The sequence below is a fragment of the Alkaliflexus imshenetskii DSM 15055 genome, from assembly GCF_000517065.1.
Lineage (GTDB): Bacteria > Bacteroidota > Bacteroidia > Bacteroidales > Marinilabiliaceae > Alkaliflexus > Alkaliflexus imshenetskii.
In genome coordinates this window covers 3,986,940-4,005,037 of the sequence record NZ_KI912105.1, presented here as the reverse complement: position 1 = coordinate 4,005,037, position 18,098 = coordinate 3,986,940, and the positions used below count along the sequence as shown (strand labels likewise).

Here is an 18,098-nt window from a genome sequence, read left to right as displayed (position 1 = left end):
TAAACAGAAAAACAGGCTTGCAAATACAAATGTAAAATACCAAGAAGGTTGTGATGTTCACAATTGTATCCGCAGTATGATTGCCTTCATATACAAATGTGAAATATCTAACTTTATAATTTATCCTTACTCTAGTACGGTCTGTTTACTTTTAAAAGGATATAATTGAACTGATTCGCACTTGTATTTCAAATCTTTGCGCGATCTTATAATAACCATCTCTAATTTCCGGCCTAACAATCTCACCAGATACTTTATGGATGGGATCAATCTGCTATATACGATAATGATTACATATCCTAAATAGTCTATCAAGGCCGCCGGGCGCAGCATTAGAATAGCTGCATTTGAGTTTTTCGCATTTTTCGCATCACCATAGATGGGATCATCAAAAAAGTCCATTACATAGTTAGTGAACCACTCTTTGAGATGTTGCAGCTCATTATAAATTGGTTTGCTTATCCTGCCTTTTTTCATGTACAATTTAGTTGCTATAGAAAATATTTACCACATCCGAAGCTTAATAAATTGAAGTAATTACTTAATTACTTCATCCATATGGTACGCCTGCGTCACTCTTTTAGACTACTAAAATTATGAACTTATCAAACCAATCATCTATAAATTTAAGTAAAAAAGAACCATACTTAAGGTAAAATGCGTCCTTAAACAAACTTAATATTTTGCTTAATTATTTACTTAATATTATCTTTAGCCTCTTATTCATATTCAATTCAGCTGGTGAAACCAATTCCAAATTCCATCACAGCCCCACCAAGGGAGCAACTGTTGCGTGCATGGCCGGAGATATTTCCGGGTATTGACCGTATAGTTGTTCTTTTTCGTATGACAGATGGTGAAATGGCCGGACAAGAGTTAGTGGCTCAGGGGAATGGATATAGACTTAGGGAACTCTTGCTGCAAGGTTTTGAGGATCGATTGACCACACTCCTTTCCGAAAACCAAGGCTATGGATGGATTAATCCTGATCAACTGCCCTTTGAGGCCAGCTCATACAAGTTGGGGCAGCTTGAAATATTCTCAGAACAAAATCACGTAGTGCTTACATTGCGACTGAAATACTCCGATAAAGGCGATTCCGATCTTTTTTATCTCTTCTTTAGAGAAGACCAAAGCAATTTTGGGGTGAGTCGTTTACAAGGCACACTGGACACGGCTCGTAAGGCTTTAATTGGTGCATTGGTATTTCGGTTGGCACGGTTTTATTATCGCTCGGCTCAGGAGGTAACTAAGTACATTACGGAGTTTACAAGTGTAACACGTGAATTGATTACCGCTCGTCCTGCCTCCACGGCGGTCGACAATGCATTGGTTTCATGGATAACCCAGTGGGCAAATGCTGAACTACAGCAACTACAATCCGACAATCCCTTTACCATCACCTTATCACCTGAAGCACTGCAAAAACTCTCAACAGCCGGAAATTTTGAGACAGCACGCACCGCTTTGCACAAAGCAGCCCGTTTTGCCATGATGTTATATGCTGGTTCTAATTTAGATGAAGTGGTTCTGGATCCTGCGTTCCTGGTGTTTGAAACAAACACACAAGCGGCCGTACAACCTGTTGAACAGATGAGTGTACAGAGCAAACTCTCTCGTACCCGCCAACTCCTCGATCGGCTAGAGGCAGCTGCAAATGCGCTCAATGAAAGGGGTGAAGACATTACCAGTTATGCGGTGGGTCAAGCTCTGGACAGACCAGTAACTGCCCCAGCAATCACAGATGCACTTAGAAAAAACAAGCGCCGGATTTGTGCCCTACTCGAGCAAAACCCAGCGCAATGGCCATTAATTCGCCGACAATTTCGTCCGCTTACCAATTTGATGGACAAAGAGAAACAACTCAGACAAATTGGTTGATAAATACGGTGTTTAAAATATTATATATTAAGTCCTTAAATCGTTTCTCAATCAGTTATTAACGCTCCGGTTAATTCCCTCGCTGAGTTTATGTTGTTGACTTGCAGATATTCACTGATGCCCTCAATCACTTTCACTGTGATTTTTGGATCCACAAAATTGGCAGTTCCTATTTGAATGGCCGAAGCCCCTGCCAGAAGAAACTCGATGGCGTCTTCGGCAGAACTGATGCCTCCCATGCCTACAACTGGTATTTTGACCGATTTTGAAACTTGCCAAACCATACGAAGTGCTACAGGCTTGACACACGGACCGGATAGTCCGCCTGTGATGGTTGAAAGCTCAGGCCGGCGTGTTTTTGCATTGATGGCCATTCCCAAAAGCGTGTTAATGAGTGATACTGAATCGGCTCCAGCACCTTCCACACCTTTGGCTATCTCCGTTACATCTGTCACGTTGGGCGACAACTTCACCATGAGGTGCTTTTTGTAAACATCCCGCACAGCTTTTGTAACAGCCACAGCTGATGGACAGCTGGTTCCAAAGGCCATTCCACCCTCTTTCACGTTTGGGCATGAAATATTCAACTCGATTCCGGGAATATGTTCCAATTCATTGATTTTTGCAGCAGTCTCCACATACTCTTCGATGGTTGAGCCAGAGACATTCACAAAAATAGCCGTGTTGAAGTGACAGATTCGGGGATAAATGTCATCAATGAATCCATCAACACCTTTGTTTTGTAATCCCACCGCATTGAGCATGCCCATGGGCGTTTCCGCCATTCTGGGATAGGGATTACCTTGTCGTGGATGCAGGGTTGTACCTTTAACCACAATGCCTCCCAGGGCATCAATATCAATAAAATCGGCATACTCTTCGCCATAACCGAAAGTGCCACTGGCGGTCATCACCGGGTTTTTAAGGGTAATGTTGCCCAGCTTAACTGATAAATCTACCATTGTAAATATTTTGAGTCAAAAACAGGTCCATCCACACACGTACATTTGTGACCATCCTGGGTTGGTGTCACGCAACAGAGGCAAGCTCCAAAACCGCATGCCATGCGATTTTCGAGCGATACCTGGCAGGTTATATCCCGATGTCGTGCATATTTGGCAAGGGCTTTCATCATGGCATCAGGGCCACATGTGTATATCCAGTCAAAATCGGGACTATCAGTTCGCATCACCGGATGATGAATCACAAATCCTTTTTGCCCCATTGAACCATCCTCCGTGGTCACTAAGACCTCTCCCAACTCACGGTAAGCATCCAGGCGAACAAGCGCACTTGCCGTGCGGGCACCTATCAGGAAACGTGGTGTGATACCGTGTTGTTTAAGATGGCGTCCAAGAAAAAGCAAAGGCGCCACACCGCATCCTCCTCCTACGAGCAATACCTTATCGGAATTGGGCAAATCGTATCCCTTTCCGAGGGGATACATCAAATTTAGCCGACTTCCCGCAGGCAGAGCGCACAAAGTACGGGTACCATCACCCACTTCCTGAATCAACAGCTTAATCTGATTTTGTTCATAATTCACATCATGAATAGAGAGAGGACGACGCAAATAGGCCGTCGGGGTATGGTCAACTTTAACCTCGGCAAACTGCCCCGGCATCATCCTGGGCAAAGCACCATCGTATTGTAGCGTTAATACTACGAAATCATCCGTTTGGCGCTCATTGTTGACAATAGTAAAATCGTGCAGATATTTCATGAAATCCAATAGTATTTACAGATGTAAACGAGTAATTTTCGCTCAAATATAGTGCTTTTTGCCGGATAATGGGCAAGTGAAGTTGCAATAGAATATCCCTAAATTTGGATTAAATACGTAGCGTTTAGGCTGGCCTGTACTCACGAAATGTACGGTCTTTATAGAAAATGACAATCTTTTCGACATTACTTTCAGATAATTCTTGCCCGATACCTCCATTTCCCATCGTGGCAACATCATCTTGCTTGTGAGTAACAGTGCTGTTTTCCTTGTCCGGATTATGCGCCACATGATATTTAGCAGGCGCTTCATCTTTGAGCAGTGAAAAGAGATTTTGGGCAGAATGGCCATCTGTGAGTTGTCCCGGAGCTGGCACTGGCGCAGGATCATTATCGGTTTGACTTACAATTTGGCGGTAAACATCGCCTTTGCCAGTTATAAGCCAATCGCTGTTGAGCTTTGGAAAAGCCGTCAGAATTTTTTGAATGAAATCCAGGCTTGGGTTGTTTCTGCCTGATAGAATGTGACTCACACTTGAACGCTGAACGCCGACAATTTCAGCAAAGCGGGTAGGACTTATCCCCTCTCTATCCATTAAGTGTTGTAGTCTTGTTCTCATTTGTGAAAGATTAAAACTGTTCTGAAGCTGTTTCTTGCCGGACTGATATTTCCATTTAAGGCAATCATCATAAATGAAAAATGTACATTACAAATATAAACAGCATATTTACAAAATGCAAACATGCGAGCGCGATCGTTTATGTTACATTTGTAATCGCACTACCTTCTTTATCCACTATACACTTGTAACGTAAAGGCTGTTTACAACTAATACTTCAACAGAATATGTATATCATCCTGATTTATAGTTGACCTGAATGTTTAATAGTAGGGTAATACAGACTTTTGAATGCTTGTAATTATGGCATTTTAAGCGCGATTCAGAACTTCTATCTGCGCTAATTGCTTGGTTTGCTGTGCTTACTTAAGTTTTCGATTCAAAAGTGTATTATTGATTTATATAGTCACTATAAAATACTGATATTTAATGTTATATGTGCTTATATGATTACCTTTTAGCCTCCGACTGCATATTTATACATGAATAGTGCAGATGTTGTTAATTTATTAATTTAGATTTAGTTTATAATTTATTGATTGTGTGATATTTATGGTTTGTGATTTAATGTATTGTATATGAATTATAGTCCTACGCAGAAGCGATACATTTGTAAAATAATGATATTTTCAATGGCAAACATCACCTGTCCTATCCCACTCTACTTTCCCACCTTACCTCTGGAGTATGAATAGCCATATTGCTAAAAGATTTTGGCATTTGTTGCTATTGTGTTTTCCTTATGTGAAAGTTAAGCGATTAGTGGATTTTTCATATTTCTTACCATCCGTCAAGCCACAGTTCTACAGCCGCTATAAAACTGCTTGGTTATGTTAATTACTTTTCTGCTGCTTTTTTCTCACTGTCTCATACACGGATTCGATAAGATTTTATTTTGCAGTGTACTTGTATCATTCGATTGACAATGGTTTGATGAAAGAGGTATTTAGATAGCCAAAAAGCGTCGTTTAACCGGGTTTTGGTGTAGTTGTCTTTCAGGTTGGACGCGAGATGCTATAACGCAAAAGTTGAGAGCGAAATTGGGCGCTGGTGCATTTGAGTTATGCAACTTTTAAATCAGCTGTATTGCGCAGAGGTATTAGCAGGCTTTAAAACAGTATGCTTTCTATACTAATGTTGTTTTGTCGTTGCAGTGGAAGGTCTATGCGCATTTATACAAAAAAGAGACCATCTGTGCGACAATCTCTCCATGAGGTGATTCGAACCAAGAACCACTTCTGATAAATCGGTATACCTGCCAATTTTTGCGACCTACCGCGGTAGGTTTTAAGACAATAATAGCATATACCAGTAGTGTTTACAAATATGTATTCTATTGGATATGTGCTACTTTAACCTTCTCCCCTTTATGTTTAAAAAAATAATGGTGACTTTAGTTTAGATTCGAACCCAGAACCACTCCCGATGAATCGGGATGCCCACCAATTAAGCATTTAGCAATGCGTATACAAACAAAAAGAGAGACCATCTGTACGATAATCTCTCTTTAGTGGTGACTCAGCTGAGGCTCGAACTCAGGACCCCATCCTTAAAAGGGATGTGCTCTACCAACTGAGCTACTGAGTCAATCCGGTTATGTTTTGCGGGTACAAAAGTAACAAAATTGCGTTTAGTTCCAAAATATCGGCTTCATTTTTTTCGACATTTTGCCTTTAAAAATGAAGCCTTATGGATATAGCATTGATTACTTGATACCAAACTCCTTTTTAATATCAGTAATCCAGTTTTCGATACGTTCATTGGTTAAGGCAGCCTGATTTTCGATATCTAGAGCCAATCCAACAAATTTATCGTCGCGTTGTGCTCTGGATGACTCGTAGTTATAACCCTTTACCGAAGTGAAACCGACCACTTTTCCTCCACGCTCTTCAATAAATTCGGCCATAATACCAACTCCATCCACAAAGTTTTCAGGGTAGTTCTTTTGGTCGCCACCACCAAATATGGCAAATTTCCTTCCTTTGAAGTTTTCATCTTCAATTGCAGGAAGATACTCATCCCAATAGTTAGGAAGTTCACCATCGAACCAGGTAGGTACAGCAAAAATATAATTGTCAAATTTTTTGAAATCCTCCAACGTTGCCACATCGGCATCCACCTCTTCGCAATTGGCTTCGCCCAGTAATTTAATCATCTTTCTTACTTGCTGATGTGTTTTTACCGATCGGAAGCTATAGAAAATACCAACTTTTTTCATTTGGATATTAATTTAGGTTAATACGTAAACGGGAACCTGCATGTAGGTTGAATAACCCCGTAAACAAAAGAATAACGCACATGCTCGTAATAAACAACTATTTTGCTTAATATTTCAGCAACTCTTTAGCTGCAGCCAATACTTTCTCGGTACTGGGAAGAATGGCAGCTTCAAGTGTACGGTTGAAACCTACCGGGGTAAATGTGGAACCAACGCGCTTGATGGGCGCATCCAGATACTCAAATCCCAGCTCGGAGATTACTGCTGCCACTTCGCCGCCAAAGCCGCCAAATACCTTGTCTTCATGCACAATCATGGCTCGGGAAGTTTTCTTAATAGAAGCAAGCACAGTCTCCTTATCCAGTGGAAGCAGACTGCGAAGGTCAATCACCTCTACATCTGCGATGCCTTCTTTGGCCAACTCTTCGGCGGCTTCAATACAAAAATGGGTGGTATTTCCGTATGTAATCATTGTTAGGTCACTTCCCTCCCGACGGATTCTGGCTTTTCCAAATGGCACTTCAAAATCATCGGGTACCGGAGTGGCCGCTTTTGGGGCGTTGTAAAGTGCTTTGGGCTCCATAAATACAGTGAGGCCTTCCGAACGGATAGCAGTACGCAACAAACCGGCAGCATCATCGGCAAATGATGGGTAAACAACCCTTACGCCAGGAAATGTGGTCAATGCGCCCTCGATGGATTGTGAGTGGTATAACCCACCCCCGATATAGCCACCAGAAGCTAAACGCACGGTAATATTGGGTGAGAACTGACCCTTGGTGCGCCAGTATTCGTGGGTAGTTTCAACAAATTGCTCCATGGCAGGCCAGAAATAATCGGCAAACTCTGCACCTTCTACCACGATGCGCATATCTTTTTTGTATCGCGACATCCCGTTGGCAGTACCCATGATAAAATCTTCGGCAATGGGTGCGTTAAACACTCTTTTTTTGCCAAACTCCTGCTGCATGCCTTTTGACACGTTGAAAATCCCTCCCTTATCCTTGTTGGCGATGTCCTGTCCCCAGATGTAAGTATCCGGGTTGTGACGGAATTCTGCTTTTAGTGTTTCGTTCAGCGCCTGAATCAGCTTAACTTTCTCGCCATCGTGGTTATGTGTGCCATCAGGGTATTTGGATGCCGGATAAGGTTCAGGAATCACAAAATCGTGCACAGATTCAGGCGTTGGATGTGGTGCTGCCAACCCTTTTTTATGTGCATCCTTCACCACTGCAGCCACTTTGTCTTCAATTTCTTTCAAATCGGCCTCGGTGGCACGGTCATAGCGTAACAAGAGGCGACGGAATTTTGGCAGTGGGTCATACTCGCGCACGTAATTCAACTCGTTTTCGTCGCGGTACAGCTCATGGCGGTCGCTGTTGCTATGTGAACCAATGCGCACACAGTTGGCATGCACAAGCACAGGCTTTTGCTCTTTTTTGGCCCATTCAACTGCCTCGGTCATCGCATTCATCGAGTCAAACACATCTTTACCGTTACAGTAGATGATGCGCAGATTTTTGAAGCCCTCAAAGTTCTTTGCCACTTTCCGGTTGGCTGTTTGATCCTCTTTGGGTACCGATATACCATAACCATTGTCCTGGAATACAAACACCACCGGCAGCTCTTCGTTTGATGCCCCATTGATGGCTTCGTAAACATAACCTTCAGATACAGAACTCTCCCCTTGGCTGCTAATTACAACGGCATCATTCTCACCATAAGCCTTTAGTGCACGACCCAATCCGGTGGCATGAAGCGTGTGGTTACCTGTACAGCTGCTCACATTGTGGATGTTCCATGATGGTTTGGCAAAGTGGTTAGACATGTGACGTCCGCCACCTGCCACATCCGCATCCTTAGAAATACCGTTATAAATAATCTCTTCGGCAGTAAGGCCAGCCGCTACGCACGTCTGTAAATCCCTGTAGTAAGGGAACAGGTGGTCCTTATTCTTACGAAAAACCTGGCCGATGGCCAATTGAATGCCATCGTGACCAGCAGCTGGTGCGTGGTATGACCAGCCAATGGCCTGCTTTAGATAGTTTGGGGCACGCTCATCGAGTGTGCGACCCAAAAAAAGCAGATAATACCAGTTGAGGAGTTTCTCCTTTTCTGTCTTTTTTATGGAAAAAATTGTCGGAACGTTACTTTTCATCTGTTTATAATTTATTTTTTTATAGATCAGAACTCTCCGTTTTTGAAAACTTGGTTCTTTATTCCGGATTCAACTTGTCATTAAGCGCCTCTTAATATCAGAAATTCTTTATATGACCAGCTTCATTTCTATAAATTTTGTTATGCATCTTTAGAACCTGACACTTTTGTTATATTTTCACCAGTCGGGCGTAAAATAGATTTATCTGTGTCATAAACTTATAATATAATTCAATTTTTTAATGTTTGCAATTATCATATTATAAGCTCATTAAGTTATTGATGGATTGTGGGTTTAACTATACTTCTTCGTCCAGTTTCCATTGCTCCAGATAGTCTGCCACCCTGCGAAGGAAGTATCCTCCGAGTGCGCCATCCACTATTCGGTGGTCGTACGAGAGCGACAGGAACATCTTTTGACGAATGGCAATCACATCACCGGAAGGAGTTTCGAGCACAGCCGGTTTTTTCTCGATGGTTCCGGTTGCAAGAATGGCTACCTGTGGTTGGTTGATAATTGGCGTCCCGATGGTGTTCTTGAACGATCCGAAATTGGTGATTGTGAAAGTTCCACCTTGAATGTCGTCGGGCGAAAGTTTGTTTTCACGGGCCAGATTTGCCAGTCGGTTGATATCACCTGCCAAACCTACCAGATTTTTCTGGTCTGCATTTTTTACTACCGGTACAATGAGATTACCTGATGGCAACGCCACAGCAATACCTACATTGACATTTTTACGCAGAATGATGTTGTTACCACTAACCGATGCATTGATTCCGGGATAGTCGCGCAAGGCTTTTGCCACAGCTTGAGTGAATACAGGCATAAAGGTGAGTTTTTCCCCGTATTTCTTCTGGAATTGATCTTTATATTTATCGCGCCACAATACAAGGTTGGTCACATCGGCCTCCACAATACTTGTCACGTGAGGCGACACCTGCTTCGACATCACCATGTGGTCGGCAATGATCTTGCGCATGCGATCCATTTCAACTACTTTATCACCATCGCCAGCTTTCACATCCGGCGCTTTAACCTCCTGGCGTGCAGGCTGTGCAGATGATGCAGATGCTGTCTGCTTAGCAACTTCTGATTGTGATGGCTTGGTTGCTGCTGGTTGTCCGCCACGTGTTTTGAGATAGGCCAGCACATCCTCTTTTGTCACACGATTTTCTTTTCCACTTCCCTGAATTTTATCCAGCTCGGCAAGTGATATATTCTCCTCTTTGGCAATACTTTTCACCAGTGGAGAATAGAAACGGTCGCTTTGGCTAAAATCGCTGGCTGCTTCGGTTGCTTCTGCCTGTTTTGCAGGTTGTTGTTGGGCTGCTGATGGCTGCTCCTCTTTGTTGTCAGCAGCTTTGGTTTCTCCAGCCGATTCGGAACCTTCCAGGGCGATTACGGCAACCACTTCACCAACGGGAACAAGCGCATCGGTCTCAAACCGAATCTCTTTTATAACGCCTGCTACAGGAGAAGGTATTTCCGAATCCACCTTGTCGGTTGCAATTTCAAGCAATACCTGATCTTCTTCCACCGTGTCACCTACTTTGACAAACCATTTCGTGATGGTGGCTTCTTCTACGCTTTCGCCCATTTTGGGCATTAGGATATCGAATGTAGACATATAAATTGATTTATTTTGGTCAATTATATTTTGTGTTAGTTTAATAGCTCCGTGTATTTTAACGCCATCATCTTGCATATCAAAAAGATGGGGGCGAAAGTATATAATATTTTTATTTAAAACAAGTCTAAATAAGAACAGCGATTGTGCTGTTGTTTTTAAATAACAGACATACCCTTTTTTTGTTTTTGACCAAATAAAAAAATACGACTTTTTGTTCAACTTATTGCTTTAAAAATCTTTGATTTCTTGTTTTTTCGTTAAACAATAATGGTCATCTGTGAAGCATAAACAGCGTATGCCATAAACAAAAAAGAGGACTTCTGGTTCCAATTATCTGTCTGAGAAATCTCTAATTAATTCATTTCTTGTGTGGCGTATAAACAGAAAGAGGGTGACCCATGATTCTGGGACACCCTCTTTTTAGCACCATTGTTTGAAAAATTACAAACTATCGCCGAAGTCTTTCTTAAACTTTTCCACAAGTTTTTCGGGCCAGTTGCTTGTAGCATCCAGTCGTCCCATAAAGAACCGCAACACTTTTGGTTCTTCCACAAATTTCAATCCGCCAACAAGTTCTCTGTTATGATATAGCCAGTTTAACCTGTCGATGAGAAACTTGGTTTGCGACAGGGTGAAAACCCTCCTGGGGAATGCCAGACGAAGCAATTCCATGTCAGACAGTAAGTCCTCCCCATTCTCAAGCCGCACACTTGAAATGGTACCCCGCTCCATTCCACGACAACCGGAAACAAGATACAGTGCAGCTGCCAATGCACCGGCCGGATACTCCGCTTGTGGAATATGTGGCAGAAACTGCATAGCATCCACGTGGGCACCTAAAGCTCCGGCAGGAGTTATCACCGGTATGCCCAGTTTGTCCATCTCTTTTACGGCATATTCGATGAAACCGGGTGACTGGCTGATAACTGTCTCATCAGTAGTCTCGATTAAACCAACGGCCATGGCCTCTATTTCGCGCACGGACATACCTCCATAGGTTAAAAAACCTTCGTACAGTGGCACCAAATCACGCATCTGCATAAAAAGCTCTTTACTATTGGTGCAGATACCCCCTCCGCGTGTGGAGCTAACTTTGCGACTTGAGAAGTAAACAATCTCACACAAACCACACATTGTGCGCAAAATATCTTTAATGCTGGCATTTGCAAACTCCGCTTCGCGTTGTTTAATAAACCAGGCATTTTCACCAATCAAACTGGCATCGAGCACCATCATAATGCCATTCTCATCTGCTACTTTGCGCACTTCGCGCATATTGGCTATGGAAAAAGGTTGTCCTCCAATCAGGTTTGTCGATGCTTCCAGCCTAATAAATGGAATGTTTTCTTTGCCATATTGCGCAATCAAATCCACAAGCTTTTTAATGTCGATGTTGCCCTTGAATGGGTGATTGCTCTTAATTTTCAGAGCTTCATCGGTATAGATTTCATAAATTTTTCCACCATTGAGTTCCATGTGCGCCTTGGTGGTGGTGAAATGGTAATTCATTGGAATGGCATGTCCGGGTCGAATGAATGCCTGCGAAATGATGTTTTCAGCAGCACGCCCCTGGTGAACCGGTAAAACCAGTTCTTTACCAAAAACCTCATTCAAAGCTTTTTCCATACGGTAGAAACTTTGTGAGCCTGCATAGGCATCATCAGCTTGATGCATCGACGACAACTGATTGTCACTCATGGCATTGGTGCCACTGTCGGTGAGCATATCCAGAAATACATCGGTTGTATTCAATAAAAATGTGTTGTATCCACCTCTTTTAATGGCTTCCAAACGCTGGTCGATGGGTTTGAGGTGGAGTTTTTGAACAATGCGCACCTTGTGCAGCTCTACCGGCAGTTCTTCTCCGCTAAAAAATTTGATAGTTGTCGGATTACTTTGATTCATAAGGGAAATGATTACAAAAATTATTAATTGTTTATATTTATGGGCGTTTTATTTTCAGAATGGCGTAAAATAGTTAATATTTATTATTAATTGCGTGTATTTGTATATAATTGTCAGTTATTGGTTCTATTTTGTTTTGAATATAAATTGTAGATATGCATTTTCTAATATCTTCATTAGTCAACTGCCTGATTCTTTCATTCAGCAGTTTGGAGGAACGGGTTATTTGTTGTTTTTTTGCGTCTGACCCACAGCAGGGTTCTTCGATTTTTAAAACGATTATTAATATATACCGATGCGATTAGTTATAAGCTACTTACTAACACCATTCTATTATTTTGCTTTTGGAGCACTTTTAGGGGTGTTTCACCCGGTTCAGGTTATTGCGCGCCGAATATGGGGATATGAGGCTCACACAAAAAGTGTCTGTTTCCTAAACCGATTATTGGTTAAGAGTCTTCATATTGTGGGTGCACGGGTGCAATTTTCCGGTTTTGAGCTTCTGCCTGAGAATCGTCCGTTGATTGTTGTGGCCAACCACCAAAGCTTATTTGACATACAAGCATTTGTGTCGGGATTTGCTAAATGGCATCCAAAGTTTGTCTCCAAAATTGAACTTTCACGCAATATCCCAAGCATTTCATATAATTTGCGTCACAGTGGGTCGGCCCTAATCGACAGAGCCAATGGTGGGCAGGCTATTCGGGAAATTATCCGACTTGGGAGAATGATTGAGGCCAATAACTATGCGGTTTGCATTTATCCGGAAGGTACGCGCAGTCGCAATGGTCAGGTTCGCAAATTTCAGTCTGGCGGCATCAAGTCGCTTCTTAAAGCAGCGCCTTCGGCCGTAGTGGTTCCTTTTGTGATTGAGGGACACTCAGACATGATGAAATATGGTTATTTCCCTCTTGTGTTTGGCACAAACCTGAAATATACCGTATTGAATCCGATAGAACCTAAAGGAAGGGATGCTGAAGACGTTGTGAATGAGTGCGAACATCGCATCAAACAGGCTTTAGGACAAGCATAATTTCTTGACCGAATACATACAGAAAGGGCCATGATGTCATCTGCATCACGGCCCTTTCATATTTAAGTGTGTCTTACGATGAATTAAGCCATCGCTTTATCCAAATTGGCTTTGATGGCAGCCATGAACTCTTCGGTTGTAAGGTAATGCTCCGGTTTAAGGTCTTTTCCGTAAATCGTCAAAGCTAAATCCTTGGTCATTTGTCCCTTCTCAACGGTTTCTACGCATACACTTTCCAATTTATGGCAGAAATTTATAAGCGGCTGGTTTCCATCTAGCTTGCCACGAAATTCCAAACCACGAGTCCATGCAAATATGGAGGCAATTGGGTTGGTTGAAGTAGGCTTACCTTGCTGGTGCATACGGTAGTGACGTGTTACGGTGCCGTGTGCGGCTTCGGCTTCCATGGTTTTGCCGTCGGGTGTTACCAGAGTTGATGTCATCAGCCCCAGCGAACCAAACCCCTGTGCCAGGGTATCAGATTGAACGTCGCCATCGTAATTTTTACATGCCCATACAAAAGCGCCGCTCCACTTTAGGGCTGCTGCCACCATGTCGTCAATCAGACGATGCTCATAAGCGATACCCAGCTCCTCAAACTTGGCTTTGTAATGTTTTTCATACACATCCTGAAAGATGTCTTTGAAACGGCCATCGTACTTCTTAAGAATTGTATTCTTGGTGGAGAGGTATAGCGGCCATTTTTTGTTGATGGCCTGGTTGAAACAGCTATGGGCAAATCCGGTGATACTTTCATCGGTGTTATACATGGCAAGTGCCACGCCATCACCATCAAAATCATATACATCATACGACTGAATCTCGCTGCCATCCTCGGGAGTGAAGGTAATGGTAAGTTTACCCTTTCCTTTCACCAAAAAATCTGTAGCCCTGTACTGGTCTCCAAATGCGTGACGGCCAATGCAGATAGGTTGTTCCCAACCGGGAACCAGACGCGGCACATTTTGAATGATGATGGGCTCACGAAACACTGTACCGCCCAATATATTACGAATTGTTCCGTTGGGGGATTTCCACATTTTTTTAAGGCCAAACTCTTCAACCCTGTTTTCGTCAGGTGTAATGGTGGCGCATTTAATTCCCACGTTGTACTTCTGAATGGCATGTGCAGCATCAACAGTTACCTGATCATTGGTGGCATCTCTGTGCTCCATTCCCAAGTCATAATATTTAATGTCTAAGTCCAGATAAGGAAGTATCAACTCATCCTTTATCATTTTCCAGATGATGCGCGTCATTTCATCGCCATCAAGCTCCACCACAGGGTTTTGTACTTTTATTTTACTCATAATCTTCAAAGTTTAGCGTTTCAGCATATTAGATTATTCAGGTTTATTTACTTTGACAAACAATTTTCTTTAACGATTGTTGAGCCATTTTAAAAAATAATACAAATTAGATCAATCTATATCCAGATTAAACTGCTGTTTTAAAAGCGCCAGAGCAGGGTTTTTCTGCATCATTACCTGGAGTTTATCAGCAGCCGTGAAGGCCTTCTGCGGTTGGTTTGCGGTATCGTTGTCAATCTCTGTTTTAAGTTCCAGGCTACTATTTTTCAACTCAGTTTTTAGAAATAACATCAGCGAATTTCTGGCCGAAATGACCTCTTCTTCCTGAAGTTGATTCTTGAGTTTATACAGAATCGTTTTTGTATCAACAAGTTGCGGCTGCTGATTGGTAAGAATACTGAATAACCTTCCGTTTTCCTTTTCGATGGAGGCTGCATACCGATTCCAGACGTTTATAAGTGCGCCGGGCGTTACAGGCTGGTTCAGAGCAACCACAGGTTCTTCTGATTGCGCAGTATTTGTATCTGGTTTGTTGTTATTGGCAGCAGATGCCGCACCAGTATTCATCAGGTTTTTGATGGACATGGATGCAATGCCTGCTTTTGGTGACGCATCGGATGGTGAGTTGCTTACACTTTTTGGCTGTGCAGTCTGAGACGGCGCAGAAGTGGCCTGTTCGGCCTTTCTTCTCTTTAATTCAAGAGCTTTTTTTTTTCAGTCGGTATGCGCGACAAACTCATGATGGCAAACTCCACATGCAACCGCTTGTTGCGGGCAGTGCGGTAATTTAAATCACATTCGGTAGTGATTCGCAGCGCCTCATACAGAAAATCATTGTCACACAGTTTGGCTTGCTCCAAATATCGTTGTTTAATGGATGCGCCAACCTCTAGCAAGCCAACCGTTTGTGAATCACGGCACATCATCAGGTCACGAAAATGACTGGCGAGGCCATTTATAAAATGGCTGCCATCAAACCCATGATTGAGAATATCATTATAAATGAGAAGTGATGATATCAAATCCTCTTTCAAAAAAGCTTCTACAAGACGAAAATAGTAGTCATAGTCCAACACATTCAGGTTGTCGATAACCTGCTGATAGGTAATGTTTTTGCCTGTGAATGCCACTATCTGGTCAAAGATGGAGAGGGCATCGCGCATGGCACCGTCGGCTTTGGTGGCAATTACGTTAAGTGCTTCCTCCTCGGCCTCTATCCCCTCTTTTTTCGCCACATATTTCAGATGCTCCACTGCCACTTCCACTGTGATGCGGTTGAAATCAAACGTTTGACAGCGCGACAATATGGTTGGTAAAATCTTATGCTTCTCCGTGGTAGCCAAGATAAAAATGGCATGTTTTGGAGGCTCCTCAAGCGTTTTAAGAAATGCGTTAAAAGCTGCTTGCGACAACATGTGAACCTCGTCGATGATGTAAACGCTATACTTACCGATTTGGGGCGGGATACGCACCTTATCAATCAGCAAGCGGATGTCGTCAACCGAGTTATTGCTTGCAGCATCAAGCTCATGAATGTTATACGAACGGTTTTCGTTAAATGATTTGCACGACTCACATTCGTTACACGCTTCAAAATCAGGAGTAATATTTAGGCAGTTAATGGTTTTGGCAAAAATACGAGCACACGTTGTTTTGCCAACCCCTCTGGGTCCACAAAACAGATACGCATGAGCCAGTTGCTTGTTCTTGATGGCATTTTTGAGGGTAACGGTAATGTTATCCTGACCTTCTACAGAACTGAACGTGGATGGGCGGTATTTTCGTGCCGAAACAATATACTCCATAACAATTAAGGCTTTTATTTTAAAGCCACACAAAGATAAAAAATTCAACGGCTGTCACAAATATCACGATGATGAATTATGGCCTGCCCCTGAATTATCCACTCAAACCTTATGGTCACTTGCCTTTGTGGTACAATTAAGGCAGCGGATCGTGCTCTTCGGACATAAACACCATTCTACCGAAATTGGTTGCCCTGCTGTTGATGATGCGCAACAGATTTAGCAATTCCATATGAGTTTTGCTCGATTCCAGCGTAGAAACATTGGACGAAAAGAGTCTTTTGTAGTGCTGCCTTTCCATATCAAAGGCCATCAATGCGTATTTGCGGTATTTGCGTTTCATTGTCAATGCATCCGAAGTGTCCCAATGGTGCATGAGGGTAAGTGCCCGTTCAAGCTGTTTCAGACAGCGTTTGTGATAGTTTTCAAGCTCCTTACGTCCTTCGGGAGAGAATGTGATGGATGATTGCAGCCACTTTTCGGCCTGACGGGTGATGTTCACTGAGACAATATCGGCAATCTGCTCCAGCTCGTTTACCACGTGTAACATTCTGAAATACTCCTCCGACCACTCCTCCATTGGGCGTGTTTCATTCATCTTTACCAGAAATTTGTTTATCTCTTCGCGATAAAAATCAGTCTTCTCCTCCATTTTACGAATGTAGACAAGCGCCTTATCATCTCTGTAAAAGAATGGCCTCATACTCACATTTACCATACTGTAAACCACCTCTCCCATGTCTTGCACCTCTTTTTGAAGAAAAGGCATTGAAAGTTCCGGTGACGACATCAGTTCTTTATTAAGGTGTTGCAACGTGTGAGACTCTTTGGGCGCAGGTTTTTTCACAATTTTCATGGCCAAATTACCTACAAAACCGGTAAATGGTAGTAATGTAACAGCCATCGCGAAATTAAAAATTGTGTGTGCATTGGCGAGTAACCTGGCGTTGGCTGCCGATTCGCCGGTAATGTAATAAGTGAGTTGTCCCCACGGCGCAATGACCCAGATAAACAGGAAAGCGCCTATAAGTCTGAAAAGTGCATTGGCCGTGGCCAGTTTTCGGCCGGGATATGACGCTGTGATGGATGCTAAAAGCGCTGTGACAGTGGTTCCGATGTTGGTTCCGAGTATGAGTGGCAGTGAGGCTTCGAAAGTTAGTAAGCCACCATTACACAGGGTGATGAGAATTCCGATAAATGCAGCGCTGCTTTGTATAAGGGCAGTAAATATCATCCCAACTAAGAGTCCGGCCAGTGGACGCTCAAGGTGTAGCATCAAATCAATGAATCCCTGCATCTCGCGCAGTGGTGCCATTCCGTCCGACATCAGTTTCATCCCGAAGAATAGCGTTCCAAAACCAAGTGTTATTTGTCCCGCGTGGCTCCATTTTCCATGTGCAAAGGCCTTAACAAAAAAACCAATACCCACAAAAAGCAGTGCATAATTGCCCAGGTTAAAAGAGATGAGCTGTGTGGTAATGGTTGTTCCAATGCCTGTTCCCAACAAAACAGGAAGCGTTTGAGCAAAGGTAATGATTGAGGCATCTACAAAACCCACCAGAACCACCGACGCAGCACTCGAACTTTGAAAAAGAAGGGTAAGGATAACACCAAAACCTACCCCACCAAGTTTATTTTTAAGGAATGTGTCGAGCAGCTGACGCAGTTTTCGTCCGGCCAGATTTTTGGTGCCTGAACTAAGCAATTCCATGCCCAAAAGAAATATCCCAAGTCCGCCTATTAGTGTTATGAAAATATAAAACTCTTCCATCGATACGTTTTAGCATTATTTTTGTTCAACTTTATAGCAGTCACC

Annotated in this window: 14 protein-coding genes and 1 tRNA gene; 2 read left to right on the top strand and 13 right to left on the bottom strand. The window is 42.8% G+C overall.

The annotated features are described in order from the left end of the window. Positions 1-126: 126 nt before the first annotated feature. Positions 127-477, bottom strand: a complete 351-nt coding sequence (locus ALKIM_RS0116610) for a hypothetical protein (protein WP_026475632.1) — start codon at positions 475-477, stop codon at positions 127-129. 264 nt (positions 478-741) lie between these two features. On the opposite strand from ALKIM_RS0116610, the gene ALKIM_RS0116605 reads away from it, so the two are divergent. Further along, positions 742-1,881, top strand: coding sequence for a hypothetical protein (locus tag ALKIM_RS0116605; protein WP_026475631.1), 1,140 nt, complete (start codon positions 742-744; stop codon positions 1,879-1,881). A gap of 47 nt (positions 1,882-1,928) precedes the next feature. Here the strand turns inward: ALKIM_RS0116605 and ALKIM_RS0116600 are convergent, their stop codons facing one another. From ALKIM_RS0116600 to ALKIM_RS0116565, 8 genes are all read right to left on the bottom strand, one after another. Next, the gene (locus ALKIM_RS0116600; RefSeq protein WP_026475630.1) at positions 1,929-2,843 is read right to left on the bottom strand and encodes a dihydroorotate dehydrogenase; all 915 of its coding nucleotides are present in this window, start codon (positions 2,841-2,843) and stop codon (positions 1,929-1,931) included. Continuing rightward, positions 2,837-3,604: a dihydroorotate dehydrogenase electron transfer subunit gene (locus ALKIM_RS0116595; RefSeq protein WP_026475629.1), complete on the bottom strand. Its 768-nt coding sequence runs from the start codon at positions 3,602-3,604 to the stop codon at positions 2,837-2,839. Before ALKIM_RS0116595 ends, ALKIM_RS0116600 begins: the two co-directional genes overlap by 7 nt. 124 nt (positions 3,605-3,728) lie before the next feature. Further along, entirely contained in the window at positions 3,729-4,223 is a 495-nt protein-coding gene (locus tag ALKIM_RS19455; RefSeq protein WP_084555925.1) for a helix-turn-helix domain-containing protein, read from the bottom strand. Positions 4,224-5,734: 1,511 nt separating this feature from the next. Next, positions 5,735-5,810: transfer RNA gene (locus tag ALKIM_RS0116585), tRNA-Lys, on the bottom strand. 118 nt (positions 5,811-5,928) lie between these two features. Further along, positions 5,929-6,441, bottom strand: coding sequence for a flavodoxin (locus tag ALKIM_RS0116580; protein WP_026475628.1), 513 nt, complete (start codon positions 6,439-6,441; stop codon positions 5,929-5,931). Positions 6,442-6,547: 106 nt separating this feature from the next. Then, positions 6,548-8,599, bottom strand: coding sequence for an alpha-ketoacid dehydrogenase subunit alpha/beta (locus ALKIM_RS0116575; RefSeq protein ID WP_026475627.1), 2,052 nt, complete (start codon positions 8,597-8,599; stop codon positions 6,548-6,550). A gap of 298 nt (positions 8,600-8,897) precedes the next feature. Further along, positions 8,898-10,226 (bottom strand): dihydrolipoamide acetyltransferase family protein, encoded by a 1,329-nt coding sequence (locus ALKIM_RS0116570; protein WP_026475626.1) that lies wholly within the window; start codon positions 10,224-10,226, stop codon positions 8,898-8,900. A 444-nt stretch (positions 10,227-10,670) separates the two neighbouring features. Beyond that, complete coding sequence (locus ALKIM_RS0116565) at positions 10,671-12,134, bottom strand: tryptophanase (protein WP_026475625.1); 1,464 nt, start codon at positions 12,132-12,134, stop codon at positions 10,671-10,673. Between the two features lie 295 nt (positions 12,135-12,429). On the opposite strand from ALKIM_RS0116565, the gene ALKIM_RS0116560 reads away from it, so the two are divergent. Beyond that, positions 12,430-13,167 (top strand): lysophospholipid acyltransferase family protein, encoded by a 738-nt coding sequence (locus ALKIM_RS0116560; protein WP_026475624.1) that lies wholly within the window; start codon positions 12,430-12,432, stop codon positions 13,165-13,167. 83 nt (positions 13,168-13,250) lie between these two features. On the opposite strand, the gene ALKIM_RS0116555 is transcribed toward ALKIM_RS0116560, so the two are convergent. The 4 genes from ALKIM_RS0116555 to ALKIM_RS0116540 all read right to left on the bottom strand — a co-directional run bounded on the left by ALKIM_RS0116555 (position 13,251) and on the right by ALKIM_RS0116540 (position 18,053). Next, entirely contained in the window at positions 13,251-14,477 is a 1,227-nt protein-coding gene (locus tag ALKIM_RS0116555) for an isocitrate dehydrogenase (NADP(+)) (protein WP_026475623.1), read from the bottom strand. Between the two features lie 111 nt (positions 14,478-14,588). Next, a complete protein-coding gene (locus tag ALKIM_RS0116550) occupies positions 14,589-15,062 on the bottom strand; it encodes a hypothetical protein (protein ID WP_026475622.1) in 474 nt (157 codons plus the stop codon). A 107-nt stretch (positions 15,063-15,169) separates the two neighbouring features. Further along, positions 15,170-16,282 carry a DNA polymerase III subunit gamma/tau gene (locus ALKIM_RS0116545; RefSeq protein ID WP_026475621.1) on the bottom strand — a complete coding sequence of 371 codons (1,113 nt, stop codon included), beginning with the start codon at positions 16,280-16,282 and terminating at the stop codon, positions 15,170-15,172. A gap of 136 nt (positions 16,283-16,418) precedes the next feature. Further along, positions 16,419-18,053 carry a Na/Pi cotransporter family protein gene (locus ALKIM_RS0116540; RefSeq protein WP_026475620.1) on the bottom strand — a complete coding sequence of 545 codons (1,635 nt, stop codon included), beginning with the start codon at positions 18,051-18,053 and terminating at the stop codon, positions 16,419-16,421. Positions 18,054-18,098 lie beyond the last annotated feature (45 nt).

Coding starts and splice junctions, on each gene's coding strand:
- ALKIM_RS0116610 (WP_026475632.1), bottom strand. CDS start 477: ATGAAAAAAGGCAGGATAAGCAAACCAATTTATAATGAGCTGCAACAT.
- ALKIM_RS0116600 (WP_026475630.1), bottom strand. CDS start 2,843: ATGGTAGATTTATCAGTTAAGCTGGGCAACATTACCCTTAAAAACCCG.
- ALKIM_RS0116595 (WP_026475629.1), bottom strand. CDS start 3,604: ATGAAATATCTGCACGATTTTACTATTGTCAACAATGAGCGCCAAACG.
- ALKIM_RS19455 (WP_084555925.1), bottom strand. CDS start 4,223: ATGAGAACAAGACTACAACACTTAATGGATAGAGAGGGGATAAGTCCT.
- ALKIM_RS0116580 (WP_026475628.1), bottom strand. CDS start 6,441: ATGAAAAAAGTTGGTATTTTCTATAGCTTCCGATCGGTAAAAACACAT.
- ALKIM_RS0116575 (WP_026475627.1), bottom strand. CDS start 8,599: ATGAAAAGTAACGTTCCGACAATTTTTTCCATAAAAAAGACAGAAAAG.
- ALKIM_RS0116570 (WP_026475626.1), bottom strand. CDS start 10,226: ATGTCTACATTCGATATCCTAATGCCCAAAATGGGCGAAAGCGTAGAA.
- ALKIM_RS0116565 (WP_026475625.1), bottom strand. CDS start 12,134: ATGAATCAAAGTAATCCGACAACTATCAAATTTTTTAGCGGAGAAGAA.
- ALKIM_RS0116560 (WP_026475624.1), top strand. CDS start 12,430: ATGCGATTAGTTATAAGCTACTTACTAACACCATTCTATTATTTTGCT.
- ALKIM_RS0116555 (WP_026475623.1), bottom strand. CDS start 14,477: ATGAGTAAAATAAAAGTACAAAACCCTGTGGTGGAGCTTGATGGCGAT.
- ALKIM_RS0116550 (WP_026475622.1), bottom strand. CDS start 15,062: ATGTCCATCAAAAACCTGATGAATACTGGTGCGGCATCTGCTGCCAAT.
- ALKIM_RS0116545 (WP_026475621.1), bottom strand. CDS start 16,282: ATGGAGTATATTGTTTCGGCACGAAAATACCGCCCATCCACGTTCAGT.
- ALKIM_RS0116540 (WP_026475620.1), bottom strand. CDS start 18,053: ATGGAAGAGTTTTATATTTTCATAACACTAATAGGCGGACTTGGGATA.